The sequence below is a fragment of the Neobacillus sp. D3-1R genome, from assembly GCF_052180215.1.
Taxonomy (GTDB): Bacteria; Bacillota; Bacilli; order Bacillales; family Cytobacillaceae; genus Pseudoneobacillus.
Genome location: NZ_CP197471.1, coordinates 2,636,955 through 2,653,281, shown reverse-complemented (window position 1 = coordinate 2,653,281; position 16,327 = coordinate 2,636,955). Strand labels below are relative to the sequence as shown.

General features: G+C 35.0%; 13 protein-coding genes. 8 read left to right on the top strand and 5 right to left on the bottom strand.

What is annotated here, in order from left to right:
* The 4 genes from glpK (at position 1) to ACSBPO_RS13555 (ending at position 5,358) form a co-directional block, all read left to right on the top strand.
* A complete protein-coding gene (gene glpK / locus ACSBPO_RS13570; RefSeq protein WP_442594117.1) occupies positions 1-1,491 on the top strand; it encodes a glycerol kinase GlpK in 1,491 nt (496 codons plus the stop codon).
* A gap of 146 nt (positions 1,492-1,637) precedes the next feature.
* A complete protein-coding gene (locus ACSBPO_RS13565) occupies positions 1,638-3,293 on the top strand; it encodes a glycerol-3-phosphate dehydrogenase/oxidase (RefSeq protein ID WP_442594115.1) in 1,656 nt (551 codons plus the stop codon).
* Between the two features lie 79 nt (positions 3,294-3,372).
* Positions 3,373-4,332 carry a nucleoside hydrolase gene (locus ACSBPO_RS13560; RefSeq protein WP_442594113.1) on the top strand — a complete coding sequence of 320 codons (960 nt, stop codon included), beginning with the start codon at positions 3,373-3,375 and terminating at the stop codon, positions 4,330-4,332.
* Positions 4,333-4,467: 135 nt separating this feature from the next.
* Positions 4,468-5,358 carry an NAD-dependent epimerase/dehydratase family protein gene (locus tag ACSBPO_RS13555; protein WP_442594111.1) on the top strand — a complete coding sequence of 297 codons (891 nt, stop codon included), beginning with the start codon at positions 4,468-4,470 and terminating at the stop codon, positions 5,356-5,358.
* Between the two features lie 68 nt (positions 5,359-5,426).
* On the opposite strand, the gene ACSBPO_RS13550 is transcribed toward ACSBPO_RS13555, so the two are convergent.
* A complete protein-coding gene (locus ACSBPO_RS13550) occupies positions 5,427-5,807 on the bottom strand; it encodes a DUF2500 domain-containing protein (RefSeq protein ID WP_442594109.1) in 381 nt (126 codons plus the stop codon).
* Positions 5,808-5,914: 107 nt separating this feature from the next.
* Positions 5,915-6,202 (bottom strand): DUF6509 family protein, encoded by a 288-nt coding sequence (locus ACSBPO_RS13545; protein ID WP_442594107.1) that lies wholly within the window; start codon positions 6,200-6,202, stop codon positions 5,915-5,917.
* Positions 6,203-6,351: 149 nt separating this feature from the next.
* Here ACSBPO_RS13545 and ACSBPO_RS13540 point away from each other — a divergent pair, with 149 nt between their 5' ends.
* The 3 genes from ACSBPO_RS13540 to ACSBPO_RS13530 all read left to right on the top strand — a co-directional run bounded on the left by ACSBPO_RS13540 (position 6,352) and on the right by ACSBPO_RS13530 (position 9,096).
* The gene (locus ACSBPO_RS13540) at positions 6,352-6,783 is read left to right on the top strand and encodes a ferritin-like domain-containing protein (protein ID WP_442594105.1); all 432 of its coding nucleotides are present in this window, start codon (positions 6,352-6,354) and stop codon (positions 6,781-6,783) included.
* A gap of 168 nt (positions 6,784-6,951) precedes the next feature.
* The gene (locus tag ACSBPO_RS13535; protein ID WP_442594103.1) at positions 6,952-8,721 is read left to right on the top strand and encodes a SulP family inorganic anion transporter; all 1,770 of its coding nucleotides are present in this window, start codon (positions 6,952-6,954) and stop codon (positions 8,719-8,721) included.
* Positions 8,722-8,736: 15 nt separating this feature from the next.
* On the top strand, positions 8,737-9,096 hold the full coding sequence (locus ACSBPO_RS13530) for an ArsR/SmtB family transcription factor (RefSeq protein ID WP_442594101.1): 360 nt from the start codon (positions 8,737-8,739) through the stop codon (positions 9,094-9,096).
* Positions 9,097-9,144: 48 nt separating this feature from the next.
* On the opposite strand, the gene ACSBPO_RS13525 is transcribed toward ACSBPO_RS13530, so the two are convergent.
* A complete protein-coding gene (locus tag ACSBPO_RS13525) occupies positions 9,145-12,189 on the bottom strand; it encodes an efflux RND transporter permease subunit (RefSeq protein ID WP_442594099.1) in 3,045 nt (1,014 codons plus the stop codon).
* 31 nt (positions 12,190-12,220) lie between these two features.
* A complete protein-coding gene (locus ACSBPO_RS13520; RefSeq protein WP_442600367.1) occupies positions 12,221-13,135 on the bottom strand; it encodes a MerR family transcriptional regulator in 915 nt (304 codons plus the stop codon).
* Between the two features lie 240 nt (positions 13,136-13,375).
* Between ACSBPO_RS13520 and aspD the strand changes: the two genes are divergently transcribed.
* Positions 13,376-15,001: an aspartate 4-decarboxylase gene (gene aspD / locus ACSBPO_RS13515; protein ID WP_442594097.1), complete on the top strand. Its 1,626-nt coding sequence runs from the start codon at positions 13,376-13,378 to the stop codon at positions 14,999-15,001.
* Positions 15,002-15,084: 83 nt separating this feature from the next.
* On the opposite strand, the gene ACSBPO_RS13510 is transcribed toward aspD, so the two are convergent.
* Positions 15,085-16,275: a GGDEF domain-containing protein gene (locus tag ACSBPO_RS13510; protein ID WP_442594095.1), complete on the bottom strand. Its 1,191-nt coding sequence runs from the start codon at positions 16,273-16,275 to the stop codon at positions 15,085-15,087.
* Positions 16,276-16,327 lie beyond the last annotated feature (52 nt).

Below are 16,327 nucleotides of genomic sequence, written 5' to 3'. Positions count from 1 at the left end.
ATGGAAACCTATATTTTATCTTTGGATCAAGGTACGACAAGTTCAAGAGCTATATTATTTAATCGTGAAGGAAAGATTGTGCATACTGCTCAAAAGGAATTTTCGCAAATTTTTCCTAAGCCTGGTTGGGTGGAACATAATGCAAACGAAATTTGGGGTTCTATTCTTTCTGTTATCGCGTCTTGTTTATCTGAATCAGGGACAAAGCCGGAACAAATTGCTGGAATTGGTATTACCAATCAACGTGAAACAACGGTAGTATGGGACAAAGAAACATCGCAGCCCATCTATAATGCTATCGTTTGGCAGTCACGGCAAACAAGTGGCATTTGTGATGAATTGAAATCGAATGGTTACAATGAGTTGTTTAGGGAAAAAACGGGATTATTAATTGATGCTTATTTTTCAGGTACAAAGGTAAAATGGATTTTAGATCATGTAGAAGGTGCTCGAGAAAAGGCTGAACAAGGGAAATTATTATTCGGTACCATTGATACCTGGTTAATATGGAAGCTTTCAGGTGGCAGGGTGCATGTGACGGATTATTCAAATGCATCAAGAACCTTAATGTTTAACATTTATGATTTAAAATGGGATGAAGAATTATTAGAAGTATTGAGCATTCCTAAAAATATGTTGCCAGAGGTTCGTCCTTCATCAGAGATTTATGGCCATACGCTAGAAGAGCATTTCTTTGGAAAGAAGGTTCCAATAAGTGGGGTTGCTGGAGACCAGCAAGCGGCATTATTCGGTCAAGCTTGCTTTGAAAAAGGAATGGCGAAAAATACGTATGGCACCGGTTGTTTTATGTTGATGAACACTGGTGAAAAAGGAGTATCTTCCCAAAATGGCTTACTCACTACAATAGCCTGGGGATTAAACGGTAAAGTGGAATATGCTCTGGAAGGAAGTATTTTTGTGGCTGGTTCCGCCATTCAATGGCTTCGTGATGGACTGAGAATGCTTAAAAATGCTAAAGATAGTGAAATGTATGCGAATAGAATTGAGTCGACCGAGGGTGTTTATGTAGTCCCGGCATTTGTTGGTTTAGGAACACCTTATTGGGATAGTGATGTAAGAGGGGCTGTTTTTGGTTTAACGCGAGGAACATCAAAGGAGCATTTTGTTCGTGCAACACTTGAATCACTTGCTTATCAAACCAAGGATGTATTGTCTGCTATGGAAGCGGATTCAGGTATTCAATTAAAGACATTACGTGTGGATGGAGGAGCTGTTAAAAATAATTTCCTGATGGGATTTCAGGCAGACCTATTAAATGTTCCCGTCGAAAGACCATTCATCAATGAAACAACTGCCCTAGGTGCAGCCTATTTGGCTGGCTTAGCTGTTGGATATTGGAAGGACCAAGAGGAAATATCGAAACAGTGGCTAATGGAGAAGTCATTTAGTCCAAAAATGGCTGAAAAAGAAAGAAATCATTTATATAACGGCTGGAAAAAAGCAGTAAATGCAGCTATGTTCTTTAAATAGTTAATAAATTGCGAATATTTCTTTTTTGAGATGAATAAAATTCTATAAGTTATTTAAATCAAAATGAAATGTGAACCACAAAGACATTATCGTAGACCGATACTGACTTTGTGGTTTTTCTTATTCGTATTTGGAGGTTGTTTAATATGAACTTCTCCTATTTTTCACGTAAAGAAATTATTTCTCGTCTTAAAGAAACTGATTTAGATGTATTGGTTATTGGCGGTGGAATAACAGGTGCTGGGATTACATTAGATGCTGCTTCCAGAGGGATGAAAGTCGGATTGGTTGAAATGCAGGATTTTTCAGCCGGTACATCAAGTCGTTCTACCAAACTTGTTCATGGCGGATTACGTTACTTAAAGCAATTTGAGGTAAAAATGGTTGCGGAAGTAGGAAAAGAAAGAACCATCGTTTATGAAAATGGTCCACATGTGACAAAACCGGAATGGATGCTTTTACCCATCCATAAAGGTGGTACCTTCGGCATGTTTAGCACCTCAGCTGGATTAAGAATATATGATTTTTTAGCTGGTGTAAAAAAGAAGGAAAGGAGAAAAATGTTAAGTCCTGAAGAGACGATACAAAAAGAACCATTAATAAAAAGGAATGGCCTCAAAGGGGCTGGATATTATGTGGAATATCGTACAGACGATGCCAGACTAACCATAGAGGTAACGAAGGCAGCTTTTACTCATGGGGCATTAACAGTGAATTATACAAAGGTTCAGTCACTTAAATATGAAAACGGTAAAGTAAGAGGAGCATTTGTAAAAGATAAACTTTCAGATGAACTCTTTGAAATTCGTGCAAAATATGTGGTTAATGCTGCAGGTCCGTGGGTTGATTCTATTCGTGAATTTGATCAATCTAAACAAGGGAAATTTTTAAGACTTAGTAAAGGTGTTCATATTGTCGTAGATCAAACACTTTTTCCATTAAAGCAGGCTGTGTATTTTGATACTCCAGATGGGAGGATGGTTTTTGCTATTCCGAGAAGTACAAAAACTTATATAGGAACAACTGATACTTTTTATGATGATGATCCCATCTCTCCCGCCACTCAGCTAAGTGACTGCACCTATATTCTTAATGCCATCCAATATATGTTTCCTAACATCCATATAACAGAGAAGGATGTGGAATCCAGTTGGGCAGGAGTTCGACCCTTGATTTTTGAAGAAGGGAAAAAACCTTCGGAAATTTCTAGAAAGGATGAAATATGGGAATCCAAATCAGGATTATTAACCATAGCAGGCGGAAAGCTTACAGGATATCGGAAAATGGCAGAAACGGTTGTTGACTTGTTAGCAGATAAGTTTAAAAAGCAGAGCGGATTAACGTTTAAATTATGTTCCACTAAAGATTTACCGATTTCTGGAGGGGATTTTGGAGGATCTGTTAATCTAGATGAATTTATTAAAAAACAAGCTCTTCTAGGAAAAAACTTCGGATTGACTGAAGAAGAAGGAAGAGAGTTAGCTGAAATTTACGGGTCAAACTCCTCGAGTGTGTTTAAACTGATACCTGAGGCAGATATACTTTCCAAAGAGTATAACATAGCCCGTTTAGTAGTGTTAAAACTGCTTTATGCTATCCATTTTGAAATGATTGTAAATCCTAATGATTTTTTCTTTCGAAGAACAGGAGAATTATTATTCGATACGGTAAGTGTAAGGAAAAATAAAATGGCCGTAATGGATATTATGACTAACTATCTTCAGTGGGATCGTCATACAAGAAGCAACTATCTTGAGGAATTAGAACGTACGCTTCAGGCTGTTCAATATCCTTTCACGTAATGTGAAATGATTTAATATCATTAATAATTGATTCCTAATATAAAGTGTAATGAAGAAATATACCTGAGGAGTTGAGGTCATGGATAACAATAAGTATAACATTTTAATGTTTGTTGATTCTGGTGTCGATGATTCTTTAGCATTAATGTACGCTTTGCTTAATCCGAAATTAAATGTCGTCGGGGTTGTAAGTGGATATGGAAATATTACAAAAGAGCAGTCTGTCAATAATACAGCATATTTATTAAAATTAGCTGGTAGAGAAGATATACCGATCATTGCGGGAGTAGCGGGCCCCTTATCAGGAGAATTAAGTAAATTCTATCCTGAAATTCATGGTACAGAAGGTTTAGGACCTATTCAACCACCCCCAGATTTTAAAGGGCTAAAAGTGTACGATATTGATAAAATAATTGAAATTGTCAATCAATATAAAGATAATTTAGTTATTGTGGCTGTTGGAAGACAAACTGAATTAGCGTTACCTTTTATTATATATGGTAGAGATGCTTTAAAGGATATTATGGCCTTCTATATTATGGGAGGGGCTTTTTTAGTACCTGGAAATGTGACAGCCGAAGCCGAAGCAAATTTCTACGCTGATCCAATAGCAGCAGATTCCGTCATAGAAAAAGCCCATAATGTCTTTTTACATCCACTTAATATAACTAATAAAGCAATTATTAAGCCGAAAGATATTGATTACTTGGCAAAGAATAGTCAATCCCCCTTTAAAGAATTAATTAAGCCTGCTTTTGATTACTATTTTAAAGCTTATCAAGATTTAGTACCTGGCATTCAAGGAGCACCTTTACATGATGTAGTTCCACTGTTCGCATTAACTAATCCAGGAGCAGTACAATATGTACCAAGACAAGTTCGAGTAGAGCTTTTTGGAAGATCAAGAGGAAAGACGATTGCAGATTTCCGTCCAAAACCAGAAGAGGCACCAGAAGAGAAGAAGGACTGGATAGGTTTGGTCATCGACCTTGATAAGTTTAGAGACGACTTTATGAAAATATTTCTTCAAATAAGCTAGGGTAGGATCATCCACAGTCATAGAGGCTGTGGATGATTTCATGCAGGGAAATAACCATGATAAGAGGAATTTTTAATAACTATCTCGAATCTATTATAGTTGGAAAATAGTAGACTTTAAAAAAGGGGAATATCAATGAAAAAGGCATTAGTATTGGGTGGAACGAAGTATTTCGGGAAAAAACTAGTCCACCTTTTAATCCAAAATGGAATAGAAGTAACGATAGCTACCAGAGGAAGGGAAAAAGATGATTTTGGTGAAAAGGTGAATAGAGTTATCATTGACCGTGAAAGTCTTCCTTCTCAAGAAAAGGCTTTTGCCAATCAGACTTGGGACGTTGTATTTGATCAAACCTGCTATTCACCAAAAGAGGTTGCGGATACTTTACAAGCTTTAGAAGGAAGAGTTAATCGATATATTTTTACATCGTCACAAGCCGTTTATGATTTTGGTCTAAATCATAGCGAGGAAGATTTTAATCCTTATCATTTTCAATTTGAAATGAAAACTAGAAGTCAATACCCAGGGATTGTCGGATATCAAGAGGCAAAAAGAGCTGCTGAGGCTGTGCTTTTTGCACAATCTGATATTGAGGTAGTAGCGGTTCGTTTTCCAATTGTTGTGAGTAAGGATGATTATACGGAAAGATTAAAATTTCATGTAGACAAAGTGTTAAAGGATGAACCTATCGGCATTCCGAATATAAAAGAACGATATAGTTTTATCGATGCAAACGAAGCGGCAAAATTTTTATTTGACATAGCTTATTCTACCTTTACAGGGCCCATTAATCCTGGTTCTAAGGGTAGCATTTCATTAGAAGAGATCATAAAAAAGATAGAGGGATTAACTGGAAAAACAGCTTGTGTTGAAAAAGAACTAACAAAAGAAAATGCCTCACCATATGCAATGCCCGGCAGCTTTGAAATCAATACAGATAAGGCAACTGGTTTAGGCTTTAAGTTTTTTAATTTAAACGAAATGATAGATGAATTACTTTCTTTTTATGTTGAAACCTTTAAATAAATTCAAAAAACAGCTCATCCTATTGTGGATTGAGCTGTTTTCATCTTATAAATTAGTAGTAAGATGGGTTATCCCTTCCATCTTTCAAACTTTAAATAACGTGTTCCTTGAAAGGTTAGGTTCCCAAAATCTCCTTCAATATATTGTCCATAATCATGATCGCTAACCTTTAATTCCAAACGATCGCCACTATCAAATTCAAATGTTAAAAAATAACTCGTACTTGAGTGATGATGTACATGATTATCATGATTGTGTGCATGTCTACTTACATGAGTCCGCTTTGAAACCAGTTTAGCATTTACTGTTAATACTGGTTGTTGATTATTATAATTCCATTGCTTTACGCCCTTAAAAATTTGAAAAATAATGAAACCAAAAACGAAGAGGAAAAATATCGGAAAAATCGCAGAAAAAAAAGAGAACATCCCCATTGGTTCTATACCCATCTTGGTACCTCCAATCTTGTATCACAATAATTTACGTTTAGGTACTAAAAAGGTTTCATTATTCTTTTTATACAAATAAAAAAAGGACGAAATCATCGTCCCATTCTTTAAAAATTTTGAACTTCTTTGTCACACATTTCTTTAACTAAAGCTTCTTCTTCATCCTCGAGGCCCATATCAATATATTTATTTGTATCTTTTTCATAGATATGATAATGAGAAACTCGTGAGCCGTTTTCATCTACTACATATACTGCTTTCAGTAATAATCCATTTTCATGAAAAAGTTCATCATCCTCAGGTACTTCTAAGTTAAAGAAAATTTCATAACGGTCACCAGATAAAATACCAAACGGATCCTCTAGTTTTTCGATTGAATGTAATGTTAGATTCATCATTTATTCCTTTCTTGCAAACATTTTTATATAGTTATTATACACAAAAAATCTTTACACCAAAATGAAACGCTATAAATTGCTAGAAGCACCCATTACTTTTATCAACATAATATATAGATGATTGATGAGTAGGAGGTGTGGAAAGGATGTATGACCCGTACACTATAGCTTATAGACAAACTAACAAGTTAATCAATGACTTGGAAAAAGCAATAAATGGAGAATTTACAGCTGTACAATGCTATTCTCAACTCGTTCAGATGGCACCAACAGATATGGAAAGAAGAAGAATAATGGAAATTCGAAAAGATGAGAAGCGTCATCTTAGACAGTTCTCAACGATTTACAAAATGCTAACCGGCAAAGATGCTGCACCTCAGTTAAAAGAGGGGTGCCCGAATGTTTATGTAAATGGGTTACATTTCGCATTTGTTGATGAGCAGGAAACAGTTGACTTTTATTTAGACATTGCTGAAAACACAAGTGATTCGTATATTAAAGAAACCTTTAAAAGAGCATCAGCAGATGAACAAAATCATGCGGTATGGTTTCTTCACTTTCTTACTATGAAAAGATAGATAAATAAAAGATACTAACAATTGTTAGTGTCTTTTTTATGGAAATTTTCATTTTTACAATTATTAAATTAAAAAATATATTTTTCCACTAGACATAAATCATGATATTTCTTATAATTTGTATATTCAAAAATTCAAATATACAAATATAGAAAAGAAGGGTCATACGTGAGAAAGTATCAGTCAGAAAGATTCATTCATTACTCATTACAAAAATTTCAAAAGGATTTGTTTTCGGGATTAATCGTAGGGGTCATTGCAATACCTCTAGGTATGGCATTTGCCATAGCATCTGGGGTAAAACCAGAGTATGGGATTTATACTACCATTATTGCAGGTATACTCATTTCATTATTTGGTGGATCAAAATTCCAAATAGGTGGCCCTACTGGTGCGTTTGTTCCAGTGCTTTTGGGAGTTGTTATGACCTATGGATATGAAAATTTATTAATAGCAGGGTTTTTGGCTGGAGTCATGCTATTTTTAATGGGACTATTTAGATTAGGAGTTCTTATCAAATTTATTCCTAGACCTGTAACAACCGGCTTTACAGCTGGAATTGCTGTTATCATTTTCACAGGGCAAATAGCCAGTTTTCTTGGATTAGAAGGAATTAAGAAGCATGAAGATTTTATTTCAAATATGAAAGAAATAGGGTTGCATATCCATTCAATTAATCTTTACAGTTTGATCGTAGCGCTAACTTGCTTTATTCTTATTTTGTTAACTCCTAAAATATTTCCAAAAGTACCAGGACCACTAATTGGACTAATTATTTCTAGTTTGGTGGCAACTGTTTTTTTTCCGGAGAAAGTGGCGACTATCGGTTCTACCTATGGGGCTATTAAAAGCGAATTACCTAGCTTACACTTGCCAGAAGTAAGCTTTGAACAAATCAAACAATTACTTCGCCCGGCATTTGTTATAGCTATATTGGGAGCGATTGAATCTTTACTATCTGCTGTTGTAGCAGATGGAATGACTGGAAATAAACATAATAGTAATCGAGAATTAGTTGGGCAAGGTATAGCTAATATGATTACTCCCTTGTTTGGGGGAATTCCAGCAACAGGTGCAATTGCAAGGACCGCAACCAATATAAAAAATGGAGCCACATCACCGATATCAGGTGTTATTCATGGTATAGTGGTTCTGATGGTGTTAATGGTCTTAGCTCCTTATGCATCGAATATTCCATTGGCTAGCATGGCTCCTATTTTAATGGTTGTTGCCTGGAATATGAGTGAAAGGAAGGAATTTCTTCATGTCCTTTCGACTAAGACAAGTGATTCTATTATTCTTTCTATAACCTTTATACTCACAGTATTTACAAATTTAACATTAGCTGTTGAAGTAGGTTTAGTTTTAGCGGCTGTTCTTTTTGTCTTAAGAATGAGTAAAATTCTTACTGTTGCAAAGGTTTTACCAGATCCAAATGATAAAAATATGAAAGTAAGACCAAATATGGTGAATCAAGGACACGATTGTCCTCAAATCAGTATTTATACTATTGAAGGAGCCATATTTTTTGGTGTAGCTCAATTCTTTGAAACATCCATTATGAGTACGATTAATCATCACCCTAAAACGTTGATTCTCAGAATGAGTAAGGTACCCTATATGGATACAACAGGTGAATCTAACTTAACTAGTCTAATCCGGCATTTTAAGAAACAAGGAGGTACCATCGTCATCTCCGGTCTTCAAAAGCAACCAGAAGAGGTCATGAAGAGAACTGGATTATATAAGGAGATAGGACCTGGGCATATTTTTGAACATACAGGTGATGCGATTAATTTTGCCTTAAAGAACTTAGATGAAAATAAATGTTTGGGATGTAAGCATTATGCATTTAAGGAATGTCATAGTCTTTCAAAAATAGAGGTAAATGAAAGAAAGGATATGAGTTCAATATTAGCAGATGTACATGAAGCCTAGAAATGGAGGGAATACATGAATCTGGAACTTCAACAATTTAAAGCGGATTTCTTCAAAGCACTTGCACACCCTTTGAGAATCCGAATTTTGGAATTATTAGCAGAAGGTGACAAGAACGTTAATGAACTTCAAACATTAATCGGTTCTGAAGGCTCAGCCGTATCGCAACAATTAAGTATTCTCCGTAACAAAAATATTGTTTATGGTACAAAAGAAGCGAATAGAGTGACATACTCCCTCAGGGATACGATGATAATCGAACTCTTAAGTATTGCGAAGCAGATATTTAATAATCATCTTATTGACCAGGCATCTATGTTAGACAAATTTAGTGATGATTTTACGAAAGAACCTGAGGATACTATGACAAAATAATACTTTTAAAGACCTTGCAAAGTTGCAAGGTCTTTTTTTAAAATCCTCTTAAATTGACATTGAATTAGTTTTACTCTGTTCTTTCCTTTGCTGTTTAAAGAAAAATAATTCATAGATTACCGGTATTAATATTAAAGTTAACAAAGTGGAAGAGGTAAGTCCTCCAATGACAGTGATGGCTAATCCCTTTGAAATCAATGTTCCAGATGATGTGGTTAGTGCTAATGGAATTAACGCAGCAATCGTGGCAAAAGCTGTCATTAGAATAGGACGTAATCTTGTTTTTCCAGCTTCAATAAGCGCTTCGCGTATAGGCATTTGTTTTTCGTCACGATTCTGACCAATACGGTCAACCAGTACAATGGCATTAGTTGTCACAATCCCTATTAACATTAATAATCCAATCATGACGCTGACGGACATTGGTTCGTTGGCTAGATAAAGGCCTAAAAGGGAACCAATTGGCACAAAAATGAGCGACGAAAGAATAATAAAAGGAATCCTTGCCTTACCGAATGTAATTAACATCGTTAAATAGACTAATCCTATAGCAATAATCATGGCTAGGCCAAGCTGAGTAAATGTTTCAACTGTATCGTCACTTCCACCGCCGCCTTCGAAAGATACGTTATCAGGGATATCTACCTCATTCTTCACCCCTTCAATAACCCTAGTGGAAACAGCTCTAATATCATTAGAATCAATCACAGCTGAAATTTGTGCAAAAATTTTGCCATCCAATTTCTGAATGGATGTGAATTCATCTATTTGGGTAATTTTTGCTACTTCCTTTACTTCAATAGGGCCTTTTGAAGTAAACAATTGGATGTTCTTTAATTCATCTATAGAATCTGTTTGTAGGTCGTAGGATAATTGAACACTCTGATTTTTACCGTCTAATTCAAGTGTTCCAACTGTGATCGGTTTTGTCATATCACTGATTGTTGCCAATAGTTGATAGCCAGAAATGCCTAATCTTGAAGCCTTTTCAGAATCAATATCAACAACAATTTGTTTTTGTTTCTCTGAAAAATTGTTTGTTACATATTTTAAATCCTTTTGCTTAATCATGAAATTTTCAACATTTTTTGCTGCTTGCTGTAAAGCAACTAAATCAGTTGAGTAAAGATTGATATTAACGTTGTTATTAGATGGTGGGCCACCTGTTGATTGCTCTTGTAATCCTAATTTAGCTTTTGGCTCTTGAGCTAGAACAATATCTTCCATTTCTTTCCCTAATTGTTTAATAAACTTAGTTACCTTTATATCATCTGCTAAACTAATAAAATAGTTTGCTTGATTTTGTCTTTTTACCCCTGTTTGAAAATCACGACTGCCAATTCCAGCTGTAACTTCCTTAATTTCTGGCTTGCTGTCAAACATTTTTTCCACTTCTAGTGAAATGTCATTAGTTCTCTCTAGAGATGTTGATGCTGGAAGTTGGACAGTAGCAACGAGTAATTTTTGTTCTTCATTAGGTATGAAGGTAAAGCCTAGTCTTGGTACAAGAGCTCCAGAACCAAGTAATGTTAATAGTGATAAACCAATGATGATTGCCTTACGATTTAATGCCCAATGTATTAATTTTTCATAAGTACGTTGAAGGATACCCTCTTTTTCCTCTTTTGGAACTTTCTTAAACGAAAATTTCGCTAAAATCGGTACAAGGGTAATGGCTACAATCAAGGACGTTAATAACGAAAACACGATGGTCAAAGCAAATGGTAAGAAGAATTCGCCGGTAATTCCTCCTACAAACCCTAGAGGTAAAAATACTACCACTGTGGTAATTGTAGAAGAGGTGATAGCCTTTAAAATTTCCTTAGTAGAATTTTGAATTAAGTCATTTGATATATTGGATTTTTCTTTACGGACACGTCTGAAAATATTTTCAATGACTACAATACTATCATCTACTACGCGACCAACTGCAACTGCCATTCCACCTAAAGTCATAATATTTAATGAAATATCTAGCTGGTATAAAAAAATAGATGAAACCAGTAATGATAAGGGGATGGAGATGATCGCAATGATGGTAGCTCTAAAATTGCGTAAAAATACTAGTACTGCCATAGAAGCAAATAAAGCCCCAAGTAATCCTTCTTTGATTAAAGTGTTTACTGACTTTTCGATACCTTGAGCCGAATCAAATCCTATGGCGAAGTCTAACTGATCCTCATATTTCTTTAAAACTTTTAAAACTTGCCCCGCAACTTCAACCGTATTGGCATCTTGTTTTTTCGTCACTGCCATTGAAAGGGAATCTTTCAAGTTAAATCGAGTGATTTCAGCCTTAGAGGTGATTTCTTCTATATTAGCAATTTGAGATAATTTTATTGCAGGACTATTGGGGACAAAAGGTGATTGTAAGATTAAATTTTGAAGGTCATTTACGACATCAACTTTTTCCTGAACGCGTATCGGAATAATGACGTCGGTCCCTTTAATGCTCCCTGCTGGAAAAGAGAATTGTTTTTGATTGATTTGGTCTTTAATTTGATTCAAGGTTAGACCATACTGAGATGCTTTATTCTTATCCACAGTGATTTGTAAAAGATCCTCTGTTAAGCCACCAATAGAAATACTATTTATTCCTTGAATTTTGTTTAGTTCTGGAATGACTTCATTGTTTAACAAATCTTGCAGGTTTGAATTTTTCTCTGAAAACAATGAAATATTAAAAATGGGAAACGTTCCAAATGAAAAGCGATTCACATCAATCTGCACATTTTCAGGAAGATTAGCTTCCTTTATTAAACTATTTACATTTTCTTCTACCGAATCCAATTCAACATTAAATGGAAATTCAAGGTTGATGATGGAAATGCTTTCATAGGAGGAACTCTGTAGTTTTTTTAATCCTTCAATTCCTTTCAATTTATCTTCCAGTTTTCCTGTAACTTGTTCATTAATATCCTTGGGGGAAGCACCAGGATAAACAACTTGTATGGATAATTGTGGAAACTCAATATTAGGCAGTAAATCAACCTTTAATTTCGAAAAAGAAAAAAGCCCACCTAGTATGAATAGAAAAGAAATAATAAAAATCGCAAAAACATTTTTTAGACTAAACTTTGTCAGAAAGCTCAAATGAAATCCACCCCTTTAATTGTTGGTTTAATTAAATCCTAGTACTCATAACTTCTTCAATCGAATTGGTAACACGAATGTTGTGTAGCACAGTATCTTTTGTATATTCCATAGCTCCTGCTCCACCAAGATAAAATTCTATCTCCTCAAAGTTTTTTGCAAAGTTATCCAGATTTTCTAATAAATTAGGATTCTTCTTAAAAGGAAGTGTCGTTGTTGCAGAAAGGAGAACCTTAGCGGGTTTTAATTTTTTGACCATAGCTTCAATGGAACCAGGTGCGGGAGAAGAACCTATTAAATGTGTTTTCCACCCTTTAAGCATTACTTGAAGTAGAAGTAAATGTACTGGTACCTCATGTTGCTCATCTGGAAGGCATGCACCCAGGATTAAAGGAGCTTCTTCTTTCATTTTATAATTTCGTCTAATGGGTACTAAATAGTCTCGTATTGCAAGACTGGAAAGGGCTTCTTGGTGTTCATCCCATTGCCCCTTTTCCCAACGATTTCCTATTTCTTTTAATAAAGGAATGATAATGTCTTTTATTAATTTTTCGAGTCCTAGATGGTTATAAGCTTGTTGTAAGATGAGATGTATCCCAACCTCATTACAGTGTGTTCCTTCTTGTAATAGCTCTAATACATATTGATTTATTAATTCAGGTTTATACATTGATTGATTGCTATCATTTTTCTTTATGTTCAAAGATGCATCATGATCAATCATCATGGTTGCCTGTTTAATCGTGTAGCCCTGGTCAGAAAGTGATTTTGCTGTAAGAAGAATATTTATGTCCTTTTCATTATAAATTCGATATCCATTGTCCAATCTTTTAGGTTGAATTAATTGATATCTTTCTTCCCATTTTCGAATTAATTGTTTTGATAAGCCTGTTATATCAGCGACCTGTTGTATACTATAAGCCCCGTCAGTTGGTGCATTGTTCATCAATTTCATCCTTCCCTAGGATATAGGTTTGTCATTATCCATATTTTTCTTATAGATAGTATACCTAATAAAGACTTATTTGTAAAACGTTTTAGCGAATAACTTTATACAAACATTATACGACTATAAGTATGTTTTCTTCGTACGAATAAATAGGCTTCATATTCAATTTCGTTATGTGGAATACTCTTTATATTCAAGTGTTGGATGAGTGAAACAGATATAGGGGGGCTTTTATAAATGGATCAGTTTAAGAAAGAACAAAATGATGTGGAAATAACATTGGAACAAATTAGTCCGTTTGAATTAAAAAATGAGCTTATTGATCTTGCTGAAGGCAGAAAAAAAATGACAAGAGCGATGCTTGATGCAGGACGTGGAAATCCGAATTGGATTGCAGCGACCCCTCGTGAAGCATTCTTTGTACTTGGTCAATTTGCGGTTTCAGAATCCCGAAGAACCTGGAATGAGAATGACCTTGCTGGAATGCCTAATCGTTTAGGAATAGCGGAACGATTTGATAAGTATGTCAAAGACCATCCACAAGTACCCGGTATACAGTTGTTAAAAGAAATAATTGACTATGGTATTAAGGAGAAACAATTTGACCCAGACACATGGGTTTTTGAATTAGTGGATGGAATAATAGGCGATAATTATCCAGTGCCTGATAGAATGCTTATACGTGTTGAACAAGTAGTTGAGGATTTTTTAGTTCAGGAATTATACGGAAAAGAAATGAGCGGACAGTTAAAAATCTTTGGAGTAGAAGGGGCAACTGCTGCCATGTGTTATATTTTTGATACTTTAATCGAAAATTATTTACTTCCTAAGGGATCAAAAATAGCTATAATGGTACCTATTTTTCCACCTTACATAGAGATTCCGCATCTAGTAAGATATGATTTTGAGGTTGTAGAAATTCGTGCATTGGCATTAGATGCAGAAGGGCACCACACATGGCAATACCCAAATCCTGAATTAGAAAAGCTTGCTGATAGAAGCATAAAGGCTTTGTTTTTAGTGAATCCAAGCAACCCACCGTCGGTTGCGATTGCTCCAGAATCAATTGAACGTATGAAGGATATTGTGAAACATGATAATCCGAACCTGATGATTATTTCTGATGACGTCTATGGAACATTTGTAGATGGTTTTCGGTCTCTTATGACTGAATTGCCTTTTAATACGATCGGTGTATATTCCTTTTCTAAATATTTTGGAGTCACAGGTTGGCGGTTAGGTACCATCGCAGTTCATGAGACTAATTTATTCGACACTTTATTAACTCAATTAACGAAGGAACAAAAGGAGAACTTATATCATAGATACTCTACACTTACTCAGCACCCGGAAGAACTAAAGTTTATTGACCGTTTAGTAGCAGATAGTAGAACGGTTGCTCTAAATCATACAGCCGGACTTTCGACCCCGCAACAAGTCCAAATGGCTTTTTTTTCCATTTTTGCCATACTTGATAAAAACAATCGATATAAACAGCAGACAAAAGAAATCTGTCAGAGAAGAATGAACCTTTTATACGAAGGTTTAGGATTAACACGACCTAACTTGCCTTATGATGCAAATTATTATACAGAAATAGACCTTGAAGAATGGGCGAATCAACATTATGGTAGGGAATTCACTGAGTACCTTCAAAAGAAATATACACCTGTGGATATTCTAATGCGTTTAGCGGAAAGATCATCTATTGTATTACTAACTGGGGGAGGATTTCGAGCACCTGAATGGTCCATTCGAATTTCTCTTGCTAATTTGGATGATGAAGCTTATTCAAAAATTGGACAAGAATTACACAATACTCTTGAGGAGTATGTAAATGAATGGAAGCACTCAATAGAATAAAACCTACCTGAGTATTCAAAAGGAAAAAGTAACTATTCCATCCTTCTGAGAAAAAAGGGGAATAGTTACTTTTTTAAATAGATTTAATATTTCATGACCATTTCTTCCTTAGATTCATATTGCCCATTATAGACACAGTTGTGGCCATTGTTTTTGGCATTGTAGAGAGCTTTATCACACGAGATGTAAAGGGTCTCTAATTGTGAGTTTTTATTGGGAATAATAGTTAGATAACCTATACTTATGGTATAAGATTCAGGAACCCCTAAAATGACAGCCTCAGCGATTAATTCTCTCACTTTTTCAAGATAATCATAAGTTGCTCTCGAATCCAAACCGGTAAGAAGCATAGCAAATTCGTCACCACCATACCTGCCGAATAGATATTTGGGGTCTAAGAAACTGTTGATCCGCTTTGAAAAGTCCTGTAGGATACGATCTCCTACCTCATGACCGTATTTGTCATTGTATTTTTTAAAGTTATCTATATCAAACAATACAAAAGATAATGGCTTTTGTTCCTTCTCACATTCAAGAAGGTAGTTCTTTGCCGTAGAAATAAAAATTCTTCGATTTAATGTACTAGTTAGTTCATCATAGTAAGCCATTTGAATTAATTCCTCATCAGCACGTTCCTTCAATAAAAGAATAAATCCAGTATTTCCAAGAAACATCACGAGATAAAGGGTGAAAAAAGATATTGTTTGAATGAATCCGGGAGTAAATAATCCAATACTATTGGTTGATATGATGGCTGCTGAACCTCTTAAAATAAAAGAAATGATAGCAAGAAAATATAAAGAACCCATAATTTTCATTAATAGTGAGGAGGGCTTCTTTTTCATTAGTTGATAGGCTGGAATCAGAATAAATGCTGCGGTCCCGAATGAAGCGAAGCAGATTCTAATATTCTCTTCATTTATAAACAATAGAATGAGATGAAATCCTAAAATATTAGAAGTTGTCAATATCATATATATCTTCTTAATGAAGGAGGTAAAACTTTTCATTACTAACATTATAGCAATCGTTTCCAAAGAAACACCTAAAAATAAAAGAGTGTTGGAAATGGAAATGGTAGAAATATCAGGGATACCCCCTTTAAGAGTCAGCAGCAACCATGCAAGAGCTTCTACAGACTTAGCCAAAAAGAAAGTATTGAGAGATGAGTCTCGTTTATGATTACGCCAGTAAGCACTAATTAATATAACAGTAAATAAATGCCCAGCTACTAAAGTAATAAAAATAGTTTTCATATCTAGTAGAAAATTCATTGTTCGTCACCCTGCTTTTTTATAACGTTTACCTGTTTCATAAATTAATATT

What these genes read in the sequence shown, in the direction of transcription:
- glpK (WP_442594117.1), top strand. Translation starts at nt 1, where the DNA reads ATGGAAACCTATATTTTATCTTTGGATCAAGGTACGACAAGTTCAAGA.
- ACSBPO_RS13565 (WP_442594115.1), top strand. Translation starts at nt 1,638, where the DNA reads ATGAACTTCTCCTATTTTTCACGTAAAGAAATTATTTCTCGTCTTAAA.
- ACSBPO_RS13560 (WP_442594113.1), top strand. Translation starts at nt 3,373, where the DNA reads ATGGATAACAATAAGTATAACATTTTAATGTTTGTTGATTCTGGTGTC.
- ACSBPO_RS13555 (WP_442594111.1), top strand. Translation starts at nt 4,468, where the DNA reads ATGAAAAAGGCATTAGTATTGGGTGGAACGAAGTATTTCGGGAAAAAA.
- ACSBPO_RS13550 (WP_442594109.1), bottom strand. Translation starts at nt 5,807, where the DNA reads ATGGGTATAGAACCAATGGGGATGTTCTCTTTTTTTTCTGCGATTTTT.
- ACSBPO_RS13545 (WP_442594107.1), bottom strand. Translation starts at nt 6,202, where the DNA reads ATGAATCTAACATTACATTCAATCGAAAAACTAGAGGATCCGTTTGGT.
- ACSBPO_RS13540 (WP_442594105.1), top strand. Translation starts at nt 6,352, where the DNA reads ATGTATGACCCGTACACTATAGCTTATAGACAAACTAACAAGTTAATC.
- ACSBPO_RS13530 (WP_442594101.1), top strand. Translation starts at nt 8,737, where the DNA reads ATGAATCTGGAACTTCAACAATTTAAAGCGGATTTCTTCAAAGCACTT.
- ACSBPO_RS13520 (WP_442600367.1), bottom strand. Translation starts at nt 13,135, where the DNA reads ATGAACAATGCACCAACTGACGGGGCTTATAGTATACAACAGGTCGCT.
- aspD (WP_442594097.1), top strand. Translation starts at nt 13,376, where the DNA reads ATGGATCAGTTTAAGAAAGAACAAAATGATGTGGAAATAACATTGGAA.
- ACSBPO_RS13510 (WP_442594095.1), bottom strand. Translation starts at nt 16,275, where the DNA reads ATGAATTTTCTACTAGATATGAAAACTATTTTTATTACTTTAGTAGCT.